At 69.6% G+C, this 15630-nt stretch carries 15 protein-coding genes and 2 pseudogenes; 8 read left to right on the forward strand and 9 right to left on the reverse strand.

From position 1 onward, the window contains the following. Nucleotides 1-49 precede the first annotated feature (49 nt). The 3 genes and pseudogenes from ispF to QFZ26_RS03260 form a co-directional block, all read right to left on the reverse strand. Nucleotides 50-550, reverse strand: coding sequence for a 2-C-methyl-D-erythritol 2,4-cyclodiphosphate synthase (ispF, locus tag QFZ26_RS03250; RefSeq protein ID WP_307039214.1), 501 nt, complete (start codon nt 548-550; stop codon nt 50-52). Between the two features lie 91 nt (nt 551-641). Then, nucleotides 642-1259, reverse strand: a pseudogene (locus tag QFZ26_RS03255) (IspD/TarI family cytidylyltransferase); the annotation flags it as partial. 60 nt (nt 1260-1319) lie between these two features. Then, on the reverse strand, nt 1320-1802 hold the full coding sequence (locus QFZ26_RS03260; RefSeq protein WP_188742537.1) for a CarD family transcriptional regulator: 483 nt from the start codon (nt 1800-1802) through the stop codon (nt 1320-1322). A gap of 159 nt (nt 1803-1961) precedes the next feature. Between QFZ26_RS03260 and QFZ26_RS03265 the strand changes: the two genes are divergently transcribed. Further along, nucleotides 1962-2423, forward strand: coding sequence for a hypothetical protein (locus QFZ26_RS03265; protein WP_307039216.1), 462 nt, complete (start codon nt 1962-1964; stop codon nt 2421-2423). 13 nt (nt 2424-2436) lie between these two features. Here QFZ26_RS03265 and QFZ26_RS03270 read toward each other — a convergent pair whose 3' ends face one another. Together QFZ26_RS03270 and QFZ26_RS03275 are read right to left on the reverse strand one after the other, a co-directional pair. Further along, nucleotides 2437-3117, reverse strand: coding sequence for a response regulator transcription factor (locus tag QFZ26_RS03270; protein WP_307039218.1), 681 nt, complete (start codon nt 3115-3117; stop codon nt 2437-2439). Next, nucleotides 3114-4334, reverse strand: a complete 1221-nt coding sequence (locus QFZ26_RS03275) for a sensor histidine kinase (protein WP_307039221.1) — start codon at nt 4332-4334, stop codon at nt 3114-3116. The genes QFZ26_RS03270 and QFZ26_RS03275 overlap by 4 nt, the downstream gene beginning before the upstream one ends. 179 nt (nt 4335-4513) lie before the next feature. On the opposite strand from QFZ26_RS03275, the gene phoU reads away from it, so the two are divergent. Next, entirely contained in the window at nt 4514-5167 is a 654-nt protein-coding gene (phoU, locus tag QFZ26_RS03280) for a phosphate signaling complex protein PhoU (RefSeq protein WP_307039223.1), read from the forward strand. A 66-nt stretch (nt 5168-5233) separates the two neighbouring features. Here the strand turns inward: phoU and QFZ26_RS03285 are convergent, their stop codons facing one another. The 4 genes from QFZ26_RS03285 to QFZ26_RS03300 all read right to left on the reverse strand — a co-directional run bounded on the left by QFZ26_RS03285 (nt 5234) and on the right by QFZ26_RS03300 (nt 8329). Continuing rightward, on the reverse strand, nt 5234-5980 hold the full coding sequence (locus QFZ26_RS03285) for a phosphoglyceromutase (protein WP_307039225.1): 747 nt from the start codon (nt 5978-5980) through the stop codon (nt 5234-5236). Nucleotides 5981-6063: 83 nt separating this feature from the next. Then, nucleotides 6064-7221, reverse strand: coding sequence for a CAF17-like 4Fe-4S cluster assembly/insertion protein YgfZ (gene ygfZ, locus QFZ26_RS03290; RefSeq protein ID WP_307039227.1), 1158 nt, complete (start codon nt 7219-7221; stop codon nt 6064-6066). Continuing rightward, a complete protein-coding gene (locus QFZ26_RS03295; RefSeq protein ID WP_307039228.1) occupies nt 7221-7829 on the reverse strand; it encodes an FABP family protein in 609 nt (202 codons plus the stop codon). The genes ygfZ and QFZ26_RS03295 overlap by 1 nt, the downstream gene beginning before the upstream one ends. Before the next feature lie 170 nt (nt 7830-7999). Beyond that, complete coding sequence (locus tag QFZ26_RS03300) at nt 8000-8329, reverse strand: hypothetical protein (RefSeq protein WP_307039230.1); 330 nt, start codon at nt 8327-8329, stop codon at nt 8000-8002. Nucleotides 8330-8392: 63 nt separating this feature from the next. Between QFZ26_RS03300 and QFZ26_RS03305 the strand changes: the two genes are divergently transcribed. The 6 genes and pseudogenes from QFZ26_RS03305 to pstA all read left to right on the forward strand — a co-directional run bounded on the left by QFZ26_RS03305 (nt 8393) and on the right by pstA (nt 15608). Then, nucleotides 8393-9082, forward strand: coding sequence for a response regulator transcription factor (locus tag QFZ26_RS03305; RefSeq protein WP_307039232.1), 690 nt, complete (start codon nt 8393-8395; stop codon nt 9080-9082). Nucleotides 9083-9127: 45 nt separating this feature from the next. Further along, nucleotides 9128-11302, forward strand: a complete 2175-nt coding sequence (locus QFZ26_RS03310) for an RNA degradosome polyphosphate kinase (RefSeq protein WP_307039234.1) — start codon at nt 9128-9130, stop codon at nt 11300-11302. 8 nt (nt 11303-11310) lie between these two features. Then, on the forward strand, nt 11311-12246 hold the full coding sequence (locus QFZ26_RS03315) for an NUDIX hydrolase (RefSeq protein WP_307039236.1): 936 nt from the start codon (nt 11311-11313) through the stop codon (nt 12244-12246). 133 nt (nt 12247-12379) lie between these two features. Next, nucleotides 12380-13471, forward strand: a complete 1092-nt coding sequence (locus tag QFZ26_RS03320) for a phosphate ABC transporter substrate-binding protein PstS (RefSeq protein ID WP_307039238.1) — start codon at nt 12380-12382, stop codon at nt 13469-13471. A 97-nt stretch (nt 13472-13568) separates the two neighbouring features. Continuing rightward, nucleotides 13569-14508: pseudogene (pstC, locus tag QFZ26_RS03325) on the forward strand (phosphate ABC transporter permease subunit PstC). Beyond that, nucleotides 14508-15608: a phosphate ABC transporter permease PstA gene (gene pstA, locus QFZ26_RS03330; protein ID WP_307039240.1), complete on the forward strand. Its 1101-nt coding sequence runs from the start codon at nt 14508-14510 to the stop codon at nt 15606-15608. Before pstC ends, pstA begins: the two are co-directional and overlap by 1 nt. Nucleotides 15609-15630 lie beyond the last annotated feature (22 nt).

A 15630-nucleotide genomic window follows, 5' to 3' on the forward strand; every position in this document is an offset into this window, starting at 1 on the left:
TGCCGGACCCTGTGTGTTGCGCGTTCCGGGAATCAGGCGTCGCCTGACCTCAGGCGGGCACGATCAGCGCCGTCGCGATCGCCGCGATGCCCTCTCCACGACCGGTGAGACCCAGACCGTCGGTCGTGGTGGCCGACAGGCTCACCGGGGCGTCGAGGGCGCCCTCGAGCACCGCCTCGGCCTCGGCGCGACGCCCCGCGAGCTTCGGGCGATTGCCGATGACCTGCACGCTCACGTTGCCGATGCGGAACCCTGCGCGCTCGATCAGGTGGCGTGCCCGCGCGAGGAACACCTCGCCGTGCGCTCCGATGAGTGCGGGGTCGTCGGTGCCGAAGACCGCGCCGAGGTCGCCGAGGCCCGCTGCGGCGAGCAGCGCGTCGACGATCGCGTGGCTCGCGACGTCGCCGTCGCTGTGCCCGGCGAGGCCGCGCTCGCCCGGCCAATGCAGGCCGGCGAGCCACAACGGCGTGCCCGGCTCGTCGGCGAGCGCGTGCACGTCGATGCCCGTGCCGATGCGGGGTGCGAAACCGATCGGGGGCGGGGCCGGCATCCGTGGGCCGGGTGGCGGCCGCGCGCTCGACGACCAGCTGCTCGGCGCGGTGCAGGTCGGACGGCAGCGTGACCTTGAAGGCCCGGGCGTCGCCCGGGACGGTGTCGACCCGAAGGCCCGCGGATGCCACGAGCGCGGCGTCGTCGGTGTACTCCGCGTCGGCCGTGGCATATGCCTCGTCGAGCGCCTCTCGCGGGAACCCCTGCGGCGTCTGCACCGCCGCGAGCTCGGAGCGGTCGACCGTCTCGACGATCCGGCCGCGATCGACCCGCTTGATCGTGTCGATCACGTCGAGGGCCGGCACGATGCCGTGGCCCCGCGAGCGCACCGCGGCAGCGACCTCGTCGAAGACGATCGAGGGGGTGAGCGGGCGGGCGGCATCGTGCACGAGCACGGTGTCGACGACGCGCGGCAGCACGGCGAGCCCGCGCCCGACCGAGAGCTGTCGGGTAGGCCCCCCGGCGACGACGTCGAGCGGGGCGGATGCCGCCGCCGCGACCTCGGCGAACAGGAGACGGGCCTCATCGACCCGGTCGGCCGGCACCACGAGCACCAGATGCGGCGTCTCGCGCATGCCGAGCACGGCATCGACGGCCACTTCGAGGATCGTCGACGAGCCGAGCGGCACGAACGCCTTCGGCTCGCTGTGCCCGAGTCGTGTGCCGCTGCCCGCGGCGACGACGATGACGGCGACCGTTGACGCGCTCATGGATCGAGCGTATCGCGGGTCTGGATCAGCGTTGCCGACCCAGACCCGCGGGAGGTTCGCCTAGGAGGCGAGTACCTCGTCGAGCACGGTCGAGGCGCGCTCCTCGTCAGTCTTCTCGGCGAGCGCGAGCTCGGAGATCAGAATCTGGCGCGCCTTGGCGAGCATGCGCTTCTCGCCGGCCGACAGCCCGCGGTCCTGATCGCGGCGCCACAGGTCGCGCACGACTTCGGAGACCTTGATGACATCGCCGGAGGCGAGCTTCTCGAGGTTCGCCTTGTAGCGACGCGACCAGTTGGTCGGCTCTTCGGTGAAGGGAGCTCGGAGCACCTCGAAGACCTTGTCGAGGCCCTCTTTGCCGATGACGTCGCGAACGCCGACCAGGTCGACGTTCTCAGCAGGCACCTCGATGACGAGGTCTCCCTGCGTGACGTTCAGCTTGAGGTAGAGCTTCTCTTCACCTTTGATGATGCGTTTCTTCACCTCGGTGATCGTTGCGGCTCCGTGGTGGGGGTAAACGACGGTTTCGCCAACCTCAAAAAGCATGAATACGTGTCCTTTCGGCAACTATCAGGATATCACATCCGGGATCGTGCTAAGGTTCGCCACCCCTCCGCGAGGGCCGTGCGCCGTAGGCTACACTCGACTCGTTCCCTTCCCGCGCGGGCTGTTCCGGCCTGCGCGCGGCTCGCACTTGGAGGTTCTGTGAAGGCGCGTCTCGCGGCATCCGTCGTTCTTGCCCTTGGTCTCGTCGTGGGCGCGAGCGGATGCTCGATGATCACCTACCAGGCCACCACCGAGCACTACGACCCCAGCGACGGCGTCTCGGTCGACGTCGGCGACCTCGACGTGCGCAACGCGCTCGTCGTGAGCGAAGACGGCGTCGACGGCAACCTCGTGCTCACGGTCGTGAACACCAGCGACGAAGACGCCGAGCTCGGTGTGCAGGTCGGCGAGGGCGGCGGCGAGACGCTGACGATCGAGGTCGGGGCCGGCGAGTCCGTCTCCCTCGGCGACGACGAGGAGCCGCTGCTGCTCGAGGGCATCGACACCCAGCCGGGCGGGCTGCTGCCGATCTTCTTCCAGTACGGCTCGGCTGAAGGCCTCCAGAAGCTCGTGCCCGTGCTCGACGGGCGCCAGCCCGAGTACGCCGACCTCGTCCCATAACCCGGACGAGCGGTCAGCCCTCGAATCGGTAGCCGAGTCCGCGCACCGTGACGAGCTGCACCGGTTCCGATGGCTGCGCCTCGATCTTCGACCTGATGCGCTTGATGTGCACGTCGAGCGTCTTCGTGTCACCGAAGTAGTCGGATCCCCACACGCGGTCGATGAGCTGGCCCCGGGTCAGCACCCGGCCCGGGTTGCGCATGAGCAGCTCGAGCAGCTCGAATTCCTTCAACGGCATGGGCACGGGGTCACCGTCGACCTCGACGGTGTGCCGGTCGATGTCCATGCGGACCCGTCCGCCCTCGAGGATCGCCTCGTCGAAGTCCTCGACCTCGATGCGACGACGCAGCACGGCTCGGATGCGCGCGAGGAGCTCGCGCGTCGAGTACGGCTTCGTGACGTAGTCGTCGGCGCCCAGCTCGAGCCCCACGACGATGTCGATCTCGGAGTCCTTCGCCGTGAGCATGATGATCGGCACGGTCGATCGGGTGCGGATCTCCCGGCACACCTCGGTGCCGGGCAGACCGGGCAGCATGAGGTCGAGGAGCACCAGGTCGGCACCCGACTGGTCGAACGCGGCGATCGCGGCCGGGCCGTCGGCGGCCACCTCGACGTCGTAGCCCTCGCGACCGAGCAGGTAGCTCAGCGGGTCGCTCAGCGCGATCTCGTCTTCGACGAGCAGGATGCGGGTCACGTTCGGTCTCCTCGTTTCGACGCGGCGGGGACCGCCGCGGCCTCGGCGGCCGGGGCATCCGCCACCGGGTCGTCGTCATCAGTCGGCGGGGTCGCGGTCTCGGCGAGCGGCAGACGGATCATGAACGTCGAACCGCGGCCGGGCTGCGACCACACGCGCACGTCGCCGCCATGGTTCTGCACCGTGTGCTTGACGATGCTGAGCCCGAGGCCCGAGCCGCCGGTGTTGCGCGAACGGGCCTGATCGACGCGGTAGAAGCGCTCGAACACGCGCTCGAGGTCATCGGCCTCGATGCCGATGCCCTGATCGGTGACGGCGATCTCGACGGTGTCCCCCTCGACCTTCACGCCCACGCCGACGCGGCCGCCCTCGTTCGAGTACGCGATCGCATTGGCGATGAGGTTGTGCACCGCGACGATCATGAGCGACCGATCGCCGTAGACCTGCGCGCCGCTCGAGGCGCGCGCCGCGACGTCGATGCGCCTCGATGCCGCAACCACCCGATTCTGGTCGACCGCCGACGCGATGACGTCGTCGACGTCGACGAGCACGTCGCGCCGCAGCGCGTCGCGGGCCTGCAGGCGCGAGAGCTCGATGACCTCGCTCGTGATGTGCGCGAGGCGACTGGCCTCGACCGAGAGCCGGCCGGTGAATCGGCGCACCCGGTCGGGCTCGTCGGCCGCCTGGTCGATGGCCTCGGCGAGCAGGCTCACCGAGGCGATCGGGGTCTTCAGCTCATGGCTGATGTTGGCCACGAAGTCGCGGCGCACCTCGTCGAGTCGATGCGCCTCGGTGCGGTCCTCAGCGAGGAGCAGGACGAATCGCGTGCCGAGCCGTGCCACCCGCACGTGGAGCCGAACGGTCGACTCGCCGAACGGCCCGCGGGCGAGCGTGAGCTCGTCGACGACGGCCTCACCGCCGCGACGCACGAGCGCCACCAGGTCGAGCAGCTCGGAATGGACGAGGGCCTGCTGTCGGACGAGCCCCATCGCGAGTGCGCCGGGCGAGGCCCGCAGCACGTTGTTCGACGGGTCGAGCACGATGCCCGCGGAATCGAGCACCTCGAGCACCTGGTCGACGCCGTCTGGGATCGTGGGCGCGACGACCCTCGCGGCGTTCGAACCACGGCGCTCGGCCATGTGCAGCACGATCATGAAGGCGGCACCGAGGAAGATGCCGAAGGCCAGTGCGGTGAGCACCAACCACGTGGAGGTCATGGCTCCACACTAACCAGACGGATCGGGCCTCTCGCGCCTCCGGCGCCCATGCAGGGGTACGTTAGTGAGTGTTCAAGCTCCCGGCACCGGTTGTTCATCTTCGGGCGGCAGGATGACCCGGGGCCGGATCGAGCCGGTGTGCCCGCGTGCCCGCGGACCGAGCAGAAGGAAATTCGTACATGCGTGAGGTGTTCCAGCAGGAACTGCGCGAGGTGCAGGAGCGACTCGTCGAGATCGCCGGCCTCGTCGCCGAATCGATCGACAAGGCGACCCGGTCGTTCAACGAGTCCGACGTCAGCCTGGCCGAGGAGGTGATCGCCGACGACAACCGCATCGACCAGGCGGCCATCGAGCTCGACGAGCTGGCCATCACGATCCTCGCGCGGCAGCAGCCGGTCGCACGCGACCTCCGCATCGTCGTGAGCGCGCTGCGCATCAGCGCCTCGCTCGAGCGCATGGGCGACATGTCGACGCACATCTCGCAACTCGCCCGGTACCGGTTCCCCGACAAGGTGGTGCCCAAGTCGCTCCGTCCGACCTTCGCCGAGATGGGCCGGCTCGACGTCGAGATCGCGCGCAAGCTCGTCGAGCTCCTCCGCACCGAAGACGTCGCGATCGCCGAGTCGATCCGCAATGAAGACGACCGCATCGACGCGCTGCACCTCTCGGTCTTCGACAAGGTGCTCGGCGAGAAGTGGAAGGGCGAGGCCGTCGACACGGTCGACGCGACCCTCGCAAGCCGGTACCACGAGCGCTTCGCCGACCACGCCGTCTCGATCTCGAAGAAGGTGCAGTACCTCGCGACCGGCGACTGGGTGCCCGAAGACGCGTAGCACGAGCACGTGCGAAGGGCGGGGGATGCGACATCCCCCGCCCTTCGCCGTGCCGGCAGGCCCCGGCTACTTCTTGCCCTGCGCCGCAACTGCGGCAGCACCGGCCGCCGCAGCCTCGGGGTCGAGGTACTCGCCGGGACCGAGCGGCATGAAGTCGTCGCCGAGTCGGTAGACGAGCGGGATGCCGGTGGGGATGTTGAGCTCGGAGATGTCGTCGTCGCTGATGCCGTCGAGGTGCTTCACGAGGGCGCGGAGCGAGTTGCCGTGCGCGGTCACGAGCACGACCTTGCCGGCCTCGAGGTCGGGGATGATGTCGGACTCCCAGTACGGCAGCATGCGCGCGATGACGTCTTTCAGGCACTCCGTGCGCGGCAGCTCGTCGTCGGCGAGGTTCTCGTAGCGAGGATCGCCCACCTGCGACCATTCGGCGTCGTCATCGAGCACGGGCGGCGGCACATCGAAGGAGCGGCGCCAGAGCTGGAACTGCTCGGGCCCGTACTTCTCGAGCGTCTCGGCCTTGTCGAGGCCCTGCAGCGCACCGTAGTGACGCTCGTTGAGGCGCCACGAGCGGCGCACGTCGATCCACGCGCGGTCGGCCACGTCGAGAGCGATGTTCGCGGTCTGGATCGCACGGGTGAGCACCGAGGTGTGCTGCACGTCGGGCAGCACACCGTGCTCGACGAGCAGCTCGCCGGCGCGGTTCGCCTCGGTCTTGCCGAGGTCGCTGAGCCGCACATCGACCCAACCGGTGAACAGGTTCTTCTGGTTCCATTCGCTGTTGCCATGGCGAAGCAGCACAAGGGTATGGGGCATGCCGACAGCCTACCGGCGGGGCATCCGTCGACCGTCTTCGTGAAGGCCGATGACGACGCGCGAGACCCGTCGCGGCCCCAGCGTCACTTGCGGACGCCGAGCCTCGGCAGTCGTGGCACGTCGATGGCGGCGCCGGCGTCGGCGGGCACGATCTCGACCTGCGCCGCGGCGACCTCGATGCCATGGCTCAGCACGATGAGGGGCAGGTCGGCCGGCACGCTGCGCTTGACCACGGCGAGCGCGACCGGACCGAGCTCATGGTGCATCGCGCTCGAGGTGATGTGGCCGACGGTGCGCCGCTCGGGCGCCTCACCCGGTTCGGGCTCGGGCCGCACCTTCTCGCCGACGACCTCGTCGCCCGGTGCCGGGAGCACCGTGTCGCTGCCGTCGAGGTGCAGGAGCACGAGGCGACGCGGCGGCCGACCGAGGTTCAGCACCTTCGCCACGGTCTCCTGGCCCTTGTAGCAGCCCTTGCCGAGGTCGACGGCGGTGCGCAGCCAGTCGAGCTCATGCGGAATCGTCTTCTCGTCGACCTCGGTCGCGAGCCTCGGACGCCATGCCGCGATGCGCAGGGCCTCGGCGGCCAGCGAGCCGGCGGCGATGACACGCCCGGCAGCGACGGCGGCCGCCGCGTCGGCGAGCGCTTCGCGCGGCACGATGCGCTCGATCCAGTGCCAGTCGGATGCCGGGTGGCCGGCCTCGTGCGCGTACTGGTGGCCGCCCGGCGCGGGCGCCGCCCACGGGTCGGCCCAGTCGAGTGCGACGCCGGCGGGCGCGAATGCCGGGGTCGCCGCGTCGAGCGCCGTGGTCGACATGGCGCCGAGGACCGCGAGCTCGGCGCTGCGGTCGGCGACCTCGACCCGCAGCATGAATCGCATGCGATCGAGCCAGGCGGTGAGCGATGCGGCCTCGTCGCCCTCGACCACGAGCCAGGTCGTCTCGCCGTCGTCGATGACGTGCGCGGCGTGCTCGATTCGGCCGGATGCGTCGAGCAGGAGCGCTTCGGTGCCGGTGCCCGGCTGCAGCCGGGCGAGCGCCTGGCTCGCCATGGAGTGCAGCCACGACAGCCGGTCGGGACCCGTGACGGTCACGATGCCGCGGTCGGAGAGGTCGACGATCGCCTCGCCGCGTTCGAGCTTGCGCTGCTCGACGATGGGATTGCCGTAGTGGCCGGCGACCCCGGCGTCGACGCCTTCGGCTGCGACGGCGCCCGGCAGGGCGAGGAACGGGGAGGCGGTCATCAGTCCACTTTCGCGAGTCTGGCGGAGGCGTGGGTGCGGAGGTCTTGACCCAGCGCCGCGATGTCCCAGGCCCAGAGCAGGTGGCCCTCGACGAGGCCGTAGAGCCTCGTGGCCGCCGCATATTCCTTGGCGCCGGCCGTGCGCATGACGGCGTCGGTCGCGAGGTCGATGCGCGGACCCTTCACCTGGCCGAGGTAGAGCTCGCTCACGCCGCCGGGGTGCACGATCGACACCTCGAGGTCGAATCCGCCGTCGGCGTTGCGGAGCGTCTCGACCGAGTCGGCGTCGGCGTAGCGGCGCTCGCCCACCGCGGGCAGCAGGCCCGGCCCGACGTCGCCCTCGCCGAGCTCGCGTGCGAGCCGCCAGTAGCCGGTCTCGGTCGCGAGCGGGGTGGGGTCGCCGCTCTCGTCGTCGGGGAACAGCCACGTGTACGAGGTGTAGTTCAGGTGGGGCAGGCCGTCGTGGCTGAAGCTCACGCGCTGCCCGAACTCGTGCGTGATCGACTCGTCGCCGACCTTGTAGTCGAGCACGCCCGACCCCTCCCAGACCCCGAGGAGCCACGAGAGCGGAACGAGCTCGGCCGGGACGCCGACAGGCAGCTCGATCATCGGATCAGCGCTGCCCCTTGAAGAGCTTGTAGACGACGACGCCGCTGATCCAGGCGATGGCGAGGCTTGCGAGGCCGAGCAGGCCGATGAAGAGGAGTTCGAGGGCGAGCAGCTCAGTCATGCTCCGAGTCTATCCCGCCCTGGCCCGCTCGCTCCCCGCCCGCTCCCGCTCAGCCGAGGACGGACGGCGCGATGGCGAGTGCCGCCGTCGCGACGATGACCACGGCGCCGCCGACGCTCGCGCTCGTGCGGGAGACGAAGCCCGCGGGTCGCCGCGAGGCGAGCTGCACGATGAGCGAGCCGAGCACGGATGCCGCGAGCACCACGCCGAGCGCGCCGTACGCGGCGAGCGCGCCGGAGTCTCCGAACCACACGTTCGCACCGGAGTACGCACGTGCCACGACGACGATGACCCCGACGAGCGCGATCGCCCAGACGAGCGCGATGCCCGGCCATCCGCCGCCCGCCGTCGACTCCTGCTGCATCGTCTCCCCATTCATGTCGACGGACCCGCGTCCGGCGTCCCGTAGTATTGACCGCACCTTACTACTGGAGGGTGTGGCGTGGCGCAGCTGCTGATCTTGTCGCCGGCGGCCAACGATGACGTTCTTCCGGCTCTGTCTCTTCTGACTCACCGAACCCGGGTCATTCCGGCTTCGCCCGAGCAGCTGGTCAGAGCGCCCGAATCCGACCTCGTCTTCCTCGACGCCCGCACCAATCTCGCGGGCGCGAAGGCCCTCTCGCAGATACTCCGCACGACCGGTCTCTCGGTTCCGCTGATCCTCATCGTCACCGAGGGCGGGCTCACCGCGGTCACGCCCGACTGGGGCATCGACGACGTCGTGCTCGAGAATGCGGGCCCCGCCGAGGTCGACACGCGCATCCGGCTGGCCATCGGCCGGGCCCAGTCCTCGCAGCCGAGCGAGCGCATCCAGACCTCCGGCGTCATGATCGACGAGGCCAGCTATTCGGCGAAGGTGCACGGTCGTCCGCTCGACCTGACCTACAAGGAGTTCGAGCTGCTGCGCTTCCTCGCCGCGCACCCCTCGCGCGTGTTCACCCGCGAGCAGTTGCTCAGCGAGGTGTGGGGCTACGACTACTTCGGCGGCACCCGCACGGTCGACGTGCACGTTCGCCGGCTCCGCGCCAAGCTCGGCGACCTCGACAGCCTGATCGGCACGGTGCGAAACGTCGGCTACCGCTTCAACGTGCACGAGGAAGACGACCAGGGCGCGACCGTCACCGCCCGTTGACGCGGCACCCATCGCGCGGCAGTACCCGAATGGCATGATGAGGGGATGACCGCCGACAGCATCCTCGACGACCGCACGTCGAGTGACTTCGACGACGACTTCGAGCCGTTCGACCTCGAGGGTGCGCCCGAGCTCGCGTCCGAGCGCTACCTCGACCGCGAGCTGAGCTGGCTCGCGTTCAACCAGCGGGTGCTCGAGCTGGCTGAGGACCCGAGGGTGCCGGTGCTCGAACGCGCCAACTTCCTCGCGATCTTCGCCTCGAACCTCGACGAGTTCTTCATGGTGCGCGTCGCGGGCCTCAAGCGCCGCATCGTCACGGGCCTCGCCGTGCCGACGAACGTGGGCCGTTCTCCGCTCGACGTGCTGAGCGACGTCTCCGCGAAGGCGCACGTGCTCCAGGAGCGGCACGCGGCCGCCTACCAGGAGCTCGTCAAGCCGGCGCTCGCCGAGTCCGGCATCCGGATCATCACCTGGGCCGAACTCGGCGACGACGAGCACGCGCACCTCCGCGACTACTTCTCCAAGCAGATCTTCCCCGTGCTCATGCCGCTCGCGGTCGACCCGGCGCATCCCTTCCCGTACATCTCCGGGCTCTCGTTGAACCTCTCGGTGCGCGTGCGCAACAGCCGCACCGGGCGGCAGGAGTTCGCCCGCGTCAAGGTGCCGCAGATGCTGCCGCGCTTCGTGCGCGTCGAGCCCGACGAGTCCATCGAAGACGCGCGGTACATCACGCTCGAAGACCTCATCGCGAACCACCTCGGCGACCTCTTCCCGGGCATGGAGATCGTGGAGCACCATGTGTTCCGGGTCACCCGCAATGAAGACGTCGAGATCGAGGAGGACGAGACCGAGAACCTCATCAAGGCGCTCGAGAAGGAATTGCTGCGGCGCCGCTTCGGCCCGCCGATCCGGCTCGAGATCACCGACGACATGGATGAGGTGACCCTCGGCCTGCTCGTGCGCGAGCTCGACGTCACCGAGCAGGAGGTGTTCCGCCTCCCCGCGCCGCTCGACCTCGGCGGGCTCTTCGACCTCTCGCGGCTCGACCGGCCCGAGCTGCACTACCCCACCCACGTGCCGACCACCGCGCTGCAGCTGCAGCCGAGCGAGTCGAACCTCCGAGCGGATGTCTTCGCCGCCGTCTCCCGCCAAGACGTGCTGCTGCACCACCCCTACGAATCGTTCGCCACGAGCGTGCAGGCGTTCCTCGAGCAGGCCGCCGCAGACCCGCACGTGCTCGCGATCAAGCAGACCCTCTACCGGACCTCGGGTGACAGCCCCATCGTGGAAGCGCTCATCGATGCTGCGGAGTCGGGCAAGCAGGTGCTCGCCCTCGTCGAGATCAAGGCCCGCTTCGACGAGCAGGCGAACATCTCGTGGGCGCGCAAGCTCGAGAAGGCCGGCGTGCACGTCGTCTACGGCCTCGTCGGCCTGAAGACCCACTGCAAGCTCGCCCTCGTCATCCGGCAGGAGAAGGGCGTGCTGCGCCACTACAGCCACATCGGCACGGGCAACTACAACCCCAAGACGAGCCGCATCTACGAGGACCTCGGGCTCCTCACGGCCGACGACCAGGTCGGCAAAGATCTCACCCGCCTCTTCAACGAGCTGTCGGGATATGCGATCGAGAAGAAGTTCAAGCGCCTCCTCGTCGCACCGTTGCACCTGCGCAAAGGCCTCCTGAAGCTCATCGCGACCGAGATCCGCAATGCCGAGGCGGGGCGGCCGTCCGGCATCCGCATCAAGGTGAACTCGATCGTCGACGAGGCGATCATCGATGCCCTCTACCGCGCCTCGAACGCCGGCGTGCCCGTCGACGTGTGGGTGCGCGGCATCTGCAGCCTCCGCCCGGGCATCGAGGGGCTGAGCGAGCACATCCGGGTGCGCTCGATCCTCGGGCGATACCTCGAGCACTCGCGCATCTTCTCGTTCGCGAACGACGGCGACCCCCAGATCTTCATCGGCTCCGCCGACATGATGCACCGCAACCTCGACCGCCGGGTCGAGGCGCTCGTGCGCCTCACCGACGTCGATCACCTCAGCCAGATCGACTCGCTCTTCGACCTCGCGATGGCCGACACCACGAGTTCGTGGCGCCTCGACGGATCGGGTGAGTGGATCCGGTACTCGGGCGACGCAGCGGGGCATCCGCTCGACGACATGCAGAATCGGCTCATGCAGCAGGTCGGCCAGCGCACTCGCACGGGCAAACGGCGGTGAAGACGGCCGTGACGACGGCGATCTACGCCGCAGGCGCCGTGTGCTGGCGCCTGATCGACGGCAAGGTCCACGTGCTGGTCATCCACCGCACGGTCCACGGCGATGTCACGATCCCGAAGGGCAAGGTCGATCCCGGCGAGTCGCTCCCCCGCACCGCGGTGCGTGAGATCGCCGAAGAGACGGGGCTCGACGTCGCGCTGGGCGTGCCGCTCGGCATCTCGCGCTATGCACTGCCGAGCGGCCGGGAGAAGATCGTGCACTACTGGGCCGCCGAGGTGAGCGAGCGGGCCGTGCAGCGATCGACGTTCAAGCCGAACGCCGAGGTCGCCGCCCTCGAGTGGGTCACCATCAAGCGCGCCCGCGGCTACCTGAGCTACGCACCCGACGTCGAGATCCTCGACACCTTCGCCAAGCTCGTCGACCAGGGTGTCACGAGCACGTTCGCACTCGTGCTCGTGCGTCACGGCAAGGCCGTGGGCCGGTCGGGCTGGAAGGGCCCGGATGCCGCGCGGCCGCTCACCGAGCGGGGCGTCACGCAGGCTGCCGCCCTCGTCGACACGATCACGGCGTGGTCCCCGCGTCGCATCGTGTCGAGCCCGGCCGTGCGCTGCGTCACGACGGTCGCGCCGCTGGGCGCGGCCACCGGCATCCAGGTCAAGCGCGACGACGGCATCAGCCAGGACGCCTGGGAGGCTGGGCACGACGAGGTGCGCCGGGTCGTCGGCAAGCGCGTCCGGTCGGGCAAGTCAGCGGTGCTCTGCAGCCATGGCCCGGTGCTGCCCGAGATCATGCGCGAGATCGCACTCGCCACCGCGACCCCGCTCGGCTCCTATGTCACGGATGCCGCGGGCCTCGAGCCCGGCGCCTTCAGCGTCGCGCACCTCTCGGCCACGAACTCGGGCTCCGGCATCATCGCGATCGAGACGCACGCCCCTCGCGCCTGACGCACAGCGCGCCCGCATCCGTTCACCTCCCGTTTACCGAGGTGGCGGAAGCTCGTAAGGCGCGCTCGTTAGCGTCGCAGGCGGGTCGGCACCGGCCCACAATCCTGCATACGAACCCCGGAAGGGAATTCACGTGAATCTCAAGCGTTTCGGCGTGCCCGCCGTCATCGCCGTCACGGCGGCGATCGCGCTCAGCTCCTGTGCCTCGAACGAAGGCGGCGGCGACGCCCCCGAGTCGGCCTCGACGCTCTCGGGCAACCTCGTCGGCGCCGGCGCCTCCTCGCAGGACGCCGCCCAGCAGTCGTGGATCGCCGGTTTCCAGACCGCGAACCCCGACGTGACGATCGACTACGACCCCTCCGGCTCGGGTGCCGGTCGCGAGACCTTCCTCGAGGGGGCCAGCGACTTCGCCGGCTCCGACCGCGCGTTCAGCGACGAGGAGATCGCCGCGGGCGGCTTCGCGAAGTGCGCCCCCGACTCCTCGATCGTCGAGCTTCCGCTCTACGTCTCGCCGATCGCCGTGATCTTCAACCTCGAGGGCGTCGACACGCTCGACCTCGACGCGGCCACGATCGCCGGCATCTTCGCGGGCACGATCACGAAGTGGAACGACCCGGCCATCGCCGCGACGAACTCCGACGCGACCCTGCCCGACCTCGCGATCACGCCCGTGCACCGTTCCGACGACTCGGGAACGACCGAGAACTTCACCGAGTACCTCGGCGCAGCGGCTCCCGACGTGTGGACCTACGAGGCCGACGGCGTCTGGCCGTTCGAGGGCGGCGAGGCCGCTCAGGGCACCTCGGGTGTCGTCGACGCCGTGACCAACGGCACCGGCACCATCGGCTACGCGGATGCCTCGCGCGCCGGTGACCTCGGCACCGTCGCGGTGCAGGTCGGCGACGAGTTCGTGCCGTACTCGCCCGAGGCCGCTGCGGCCATCGTCGACGCGTCGCCGTTCGTCGAAGGACGCGCCGAGGGCGACCTCGCCCTCGAGATCGACCGCACCTCCGAAGAGGCGGGGGTCTACCCGATCGTGCTCGTGAGCTACCTCATCGCGTGCCAGCAGTATGAGGACACGGCGAACGTCGAGCTCGTGAAGTCCTACCTCTCGTACATCGCGAGCCCCGAGGGCCAGGATGTGGCCGCGACCGACGCCGGCTCGGCGCCGATCTCGGACTCGCTCCGCGAACAGATCACTGCTGCGATCGACTCGATCCAGTAGTAGGTTCGTGCCCGACCCCGACGCGTCCACGGACGGCGGGGTCGGGCACGATCATGTCTCCAGAATCCGACCCCCTGAACCTCGAGGATTGCGACAGATGAGCACCGCAACCACCACGATCAAGGCGAGACAGCGACCCGGTGATCGTGTGTTCTCGGGCGCCGCGGTGTTCGCCGGCTCGATGATCCTCGTCACGCTCGCCGCGGTCGCGATCTTCCTCATCGTGCAGAGCCTCCCTGCCCTGTTCGCGACGACGGAAGACGCCTCGATCCTGCCGACGAACTTCTGGGCCTACGTCGGCCCGCTCGTCTTCGGCACGGTCTGGGCCGCGGCCCTCGCACTCCTCATGGCGGTGCCCGTCTCCATCGGCATCGCGCTGTTCATCTCGCACTACGCCCCGCGACGCCTCGCCTCGGTGCTCGGCTACATCGTCGATCTCCTCGCCGCGGTGCCCTCGGTCGTCTTCGGTCTCTGGGGCATCGGGGTGCTCGCCCCGGCCGTGCAGCCGTTCTACACGTGGCTCGTCGACAACCTGGGCTGGTTCCCGCTCTTCGCCGGGCCCGTCTCCGGCACCGGGCCGCACGATCCTCACCGCCGCGATCGTGCTCGCGGTGATGGTCCTGCCGATCATGACGGCGATCTCCCGCGAGGTGTTCCTGCAGACCCCGGTGCTGCACGAGGAGGCCGCACTCGCGCTCGGCGCCACGCGCTGGGAGATGATTCGCACCGCGGTGCTCCCGTTCGGTCGCTCCGGCATCATCTCGGCCGCGGTCCTCGGCCTCGGCCGGGCGCTCGGCGAGACGATGGCCGTGGCCATGGTGCTCTCCGCCACGGGCGCCGTGACGTTCCAGCTCCTCACCTCGGTGAACCCGTCGACCATCGCGGCGAACATCGCGCTCAGCTTCCCCGAGGCGTACGGCATGAACGTCAACGTGCTCATCGCCACGGGCCTCGTCCTGTTCATCGTCACGTTCGCGGTCAACGCGTTCGCCCGCTGGATCGTCAGCCGTCGCAAGGAATTCTCGGGAGCCAACTGATGACCATGACGACGAAGCCCCGACCGGCGACCGCGGTCGCGTCGCCGATCGCGAACTCGCTGACGGCGGGTCGCCTGCCGACCTCCGCCCCGTGGGTCATCCTCGGCACCGCCGTCGCCGTCGCGGCCGCCGTGTTCGGGGTGTTCGCCCTCGCCGGCGGCACCGGGTTCGACTGGGGTGGCGCGCTTCTCGTGGGCGCCCTGCTCTACGTCCCGGCCATCTGGCTCTTCTCCACCCTCGTCGAGGGCCGTCGCCGCGCGATGGACCGGCTCGTCACGGCGCTCGTGACCGCGGCGTTCGTGCTCGCGGTCATCCCGCTGATCTCGCTCACCATCACGGTCGTGACCTTCGGCCTGTCCCGCTTCGACGCCGAGTTCTTCACCTACTCGATGCGCAACGTCACCGGCGAGGGCGGCGGCGCGCTGCACGCCATCGTCGGCACCCTGCTCATGACGGGCACGGCAGCGCTCATCTCCATCCCGATCGGGCTCCTGACCTCGGTCTACCTGGTCGAGTACGGCCGCGGCCGGCTCGCGCAGGGGATCACCTTCCTGGTCGACGTCATGACCGGCATCCCGTCGATCGTCGCCGGCCTCTTCGCCTACGCCCTCTTCGCGATCTTCCTCGGCCCGGGGGTGCGCCTCGGCATCGCGGGCGCGGTGTCGCTCGCGGTGCTCATGATCCCGGTGGTGGTGCGCTCGAGCGAGGAGATGCTGCGGCTCGTGCCGAACGAACTGCGTGAGGCGGCCTACGCCCTCGGCGTGCCGAAGTGGCTGACGATCGTGAAGATCGTGCTGCCCACGTCGATCGCGGGCATCACCACGGGCGTCATGCTCGCCATCGCCCGTGTCATCGGCGAGACCGCTCCCCTGCTCATCGCCGCCGGCTTCACGGCGAGCATGAACTACAACCTCTTCGAGGGCCGCATGCAGTCGCTGCCGGTCTTCGTGTACACGCAGTACGCGAATCAGGGCAACCCGCCCGAGGCGTACCTCGACCGGGCCTGGGCGGCCGCCCTCACCCTCATCCTCATCGTCATGGCGCTGAACCTCATCGCCCGACTCGTCGCCCGCTACTTCGCCCCGAAGTTCGGCCGCTGACCGCGAGCCAGTAAGGAAACCC

The organism is Agromyces ramosus, assembly GCF_030817175.1.
GTDB lineage: Bacteria > Actinomycetota > Actinomycetes > Actinomycetales > Microbacteriaceae > Agromyces > Agromyces ramosus_A.

What these genes read in the sequence shown, in the direction of transcription:
- ygfZ (WP_307039227.1), bottom strand. Translation starts at nt 7,221, where the DNA reads ATGACCGCCTCCCCGTTCCTCGCCCTGCCGGGCGCCGTCGCAGCCGAA.
- ispF (WP_307039214.1), bottom strand. Translation starts at nt 550, where the DNA reads ATGCCGGCCCCGCCCCCGATCGGTTTCGCACCCCGCATCGGCACGGGC.
- QFZ26_RS03285 (WP_307039225.1), bottom strand. Translation starts at nt 5,980, where the DNA reads ATGCCCCATACCCTTGTGCTGCTTCGCCATGGCAACAGCGAATGGAAC.
- phoU (WP_307039223.1), top strand. Translation starts at nt 4,514, where the DNA reads ATGCGTGAGGTGTTCCAGCAGGAACTGCGCGAGGTGCAGGAGCGACTC.
- pstA (WP_307039240.1), top strand. Translation starts at nt 14,508, where the DNA reads ATGACCATGACGACGAAGCCCCGACCGGCGACCGCGGTCGCGTCGCCG.
- QFZ26_RS03260 (WP_188742537.1), bottom strand. Translation starts at nt 1,802, where the DNA reads ATGCTTTTTGAGGTTGGCGAAACCGTCGTTTACCCCCACCACGGAGCC.
- QFZ26_RS03310 (WP_307039234.1), top strand. Translation starts at nt 9,128, where the DNA reads ATGACCGCCGACAGCATCCTCGACGACCGCACGTCGAGTGACTTCGAC.
- QFZ26_RS03300 (WP_307039230.1), bottom strand. Translation starts at nt 8,329, where the DNA reads ATGAATGGGGAGACGATGCAGCAGGAGTCGACGGCGGGCGGCGGATGG.
- QFZ26_RS03275 (WP_307039221.1), bottom strand. Translation starts at nt 4,334, where the DNA reads ATGACCTCCACGTGGTTGGTGCTCACCGCACTGGCCTTCGGCATCTTC.
- QFZ26_RS03295 (WP_307039228.1), bottom strand. Translation starts at nt 7,829, where the DNA reads ATGATCGAGCTGCCTGTCGGCGTCCCGGCCGAGCTCGTTCCGCTCTCG.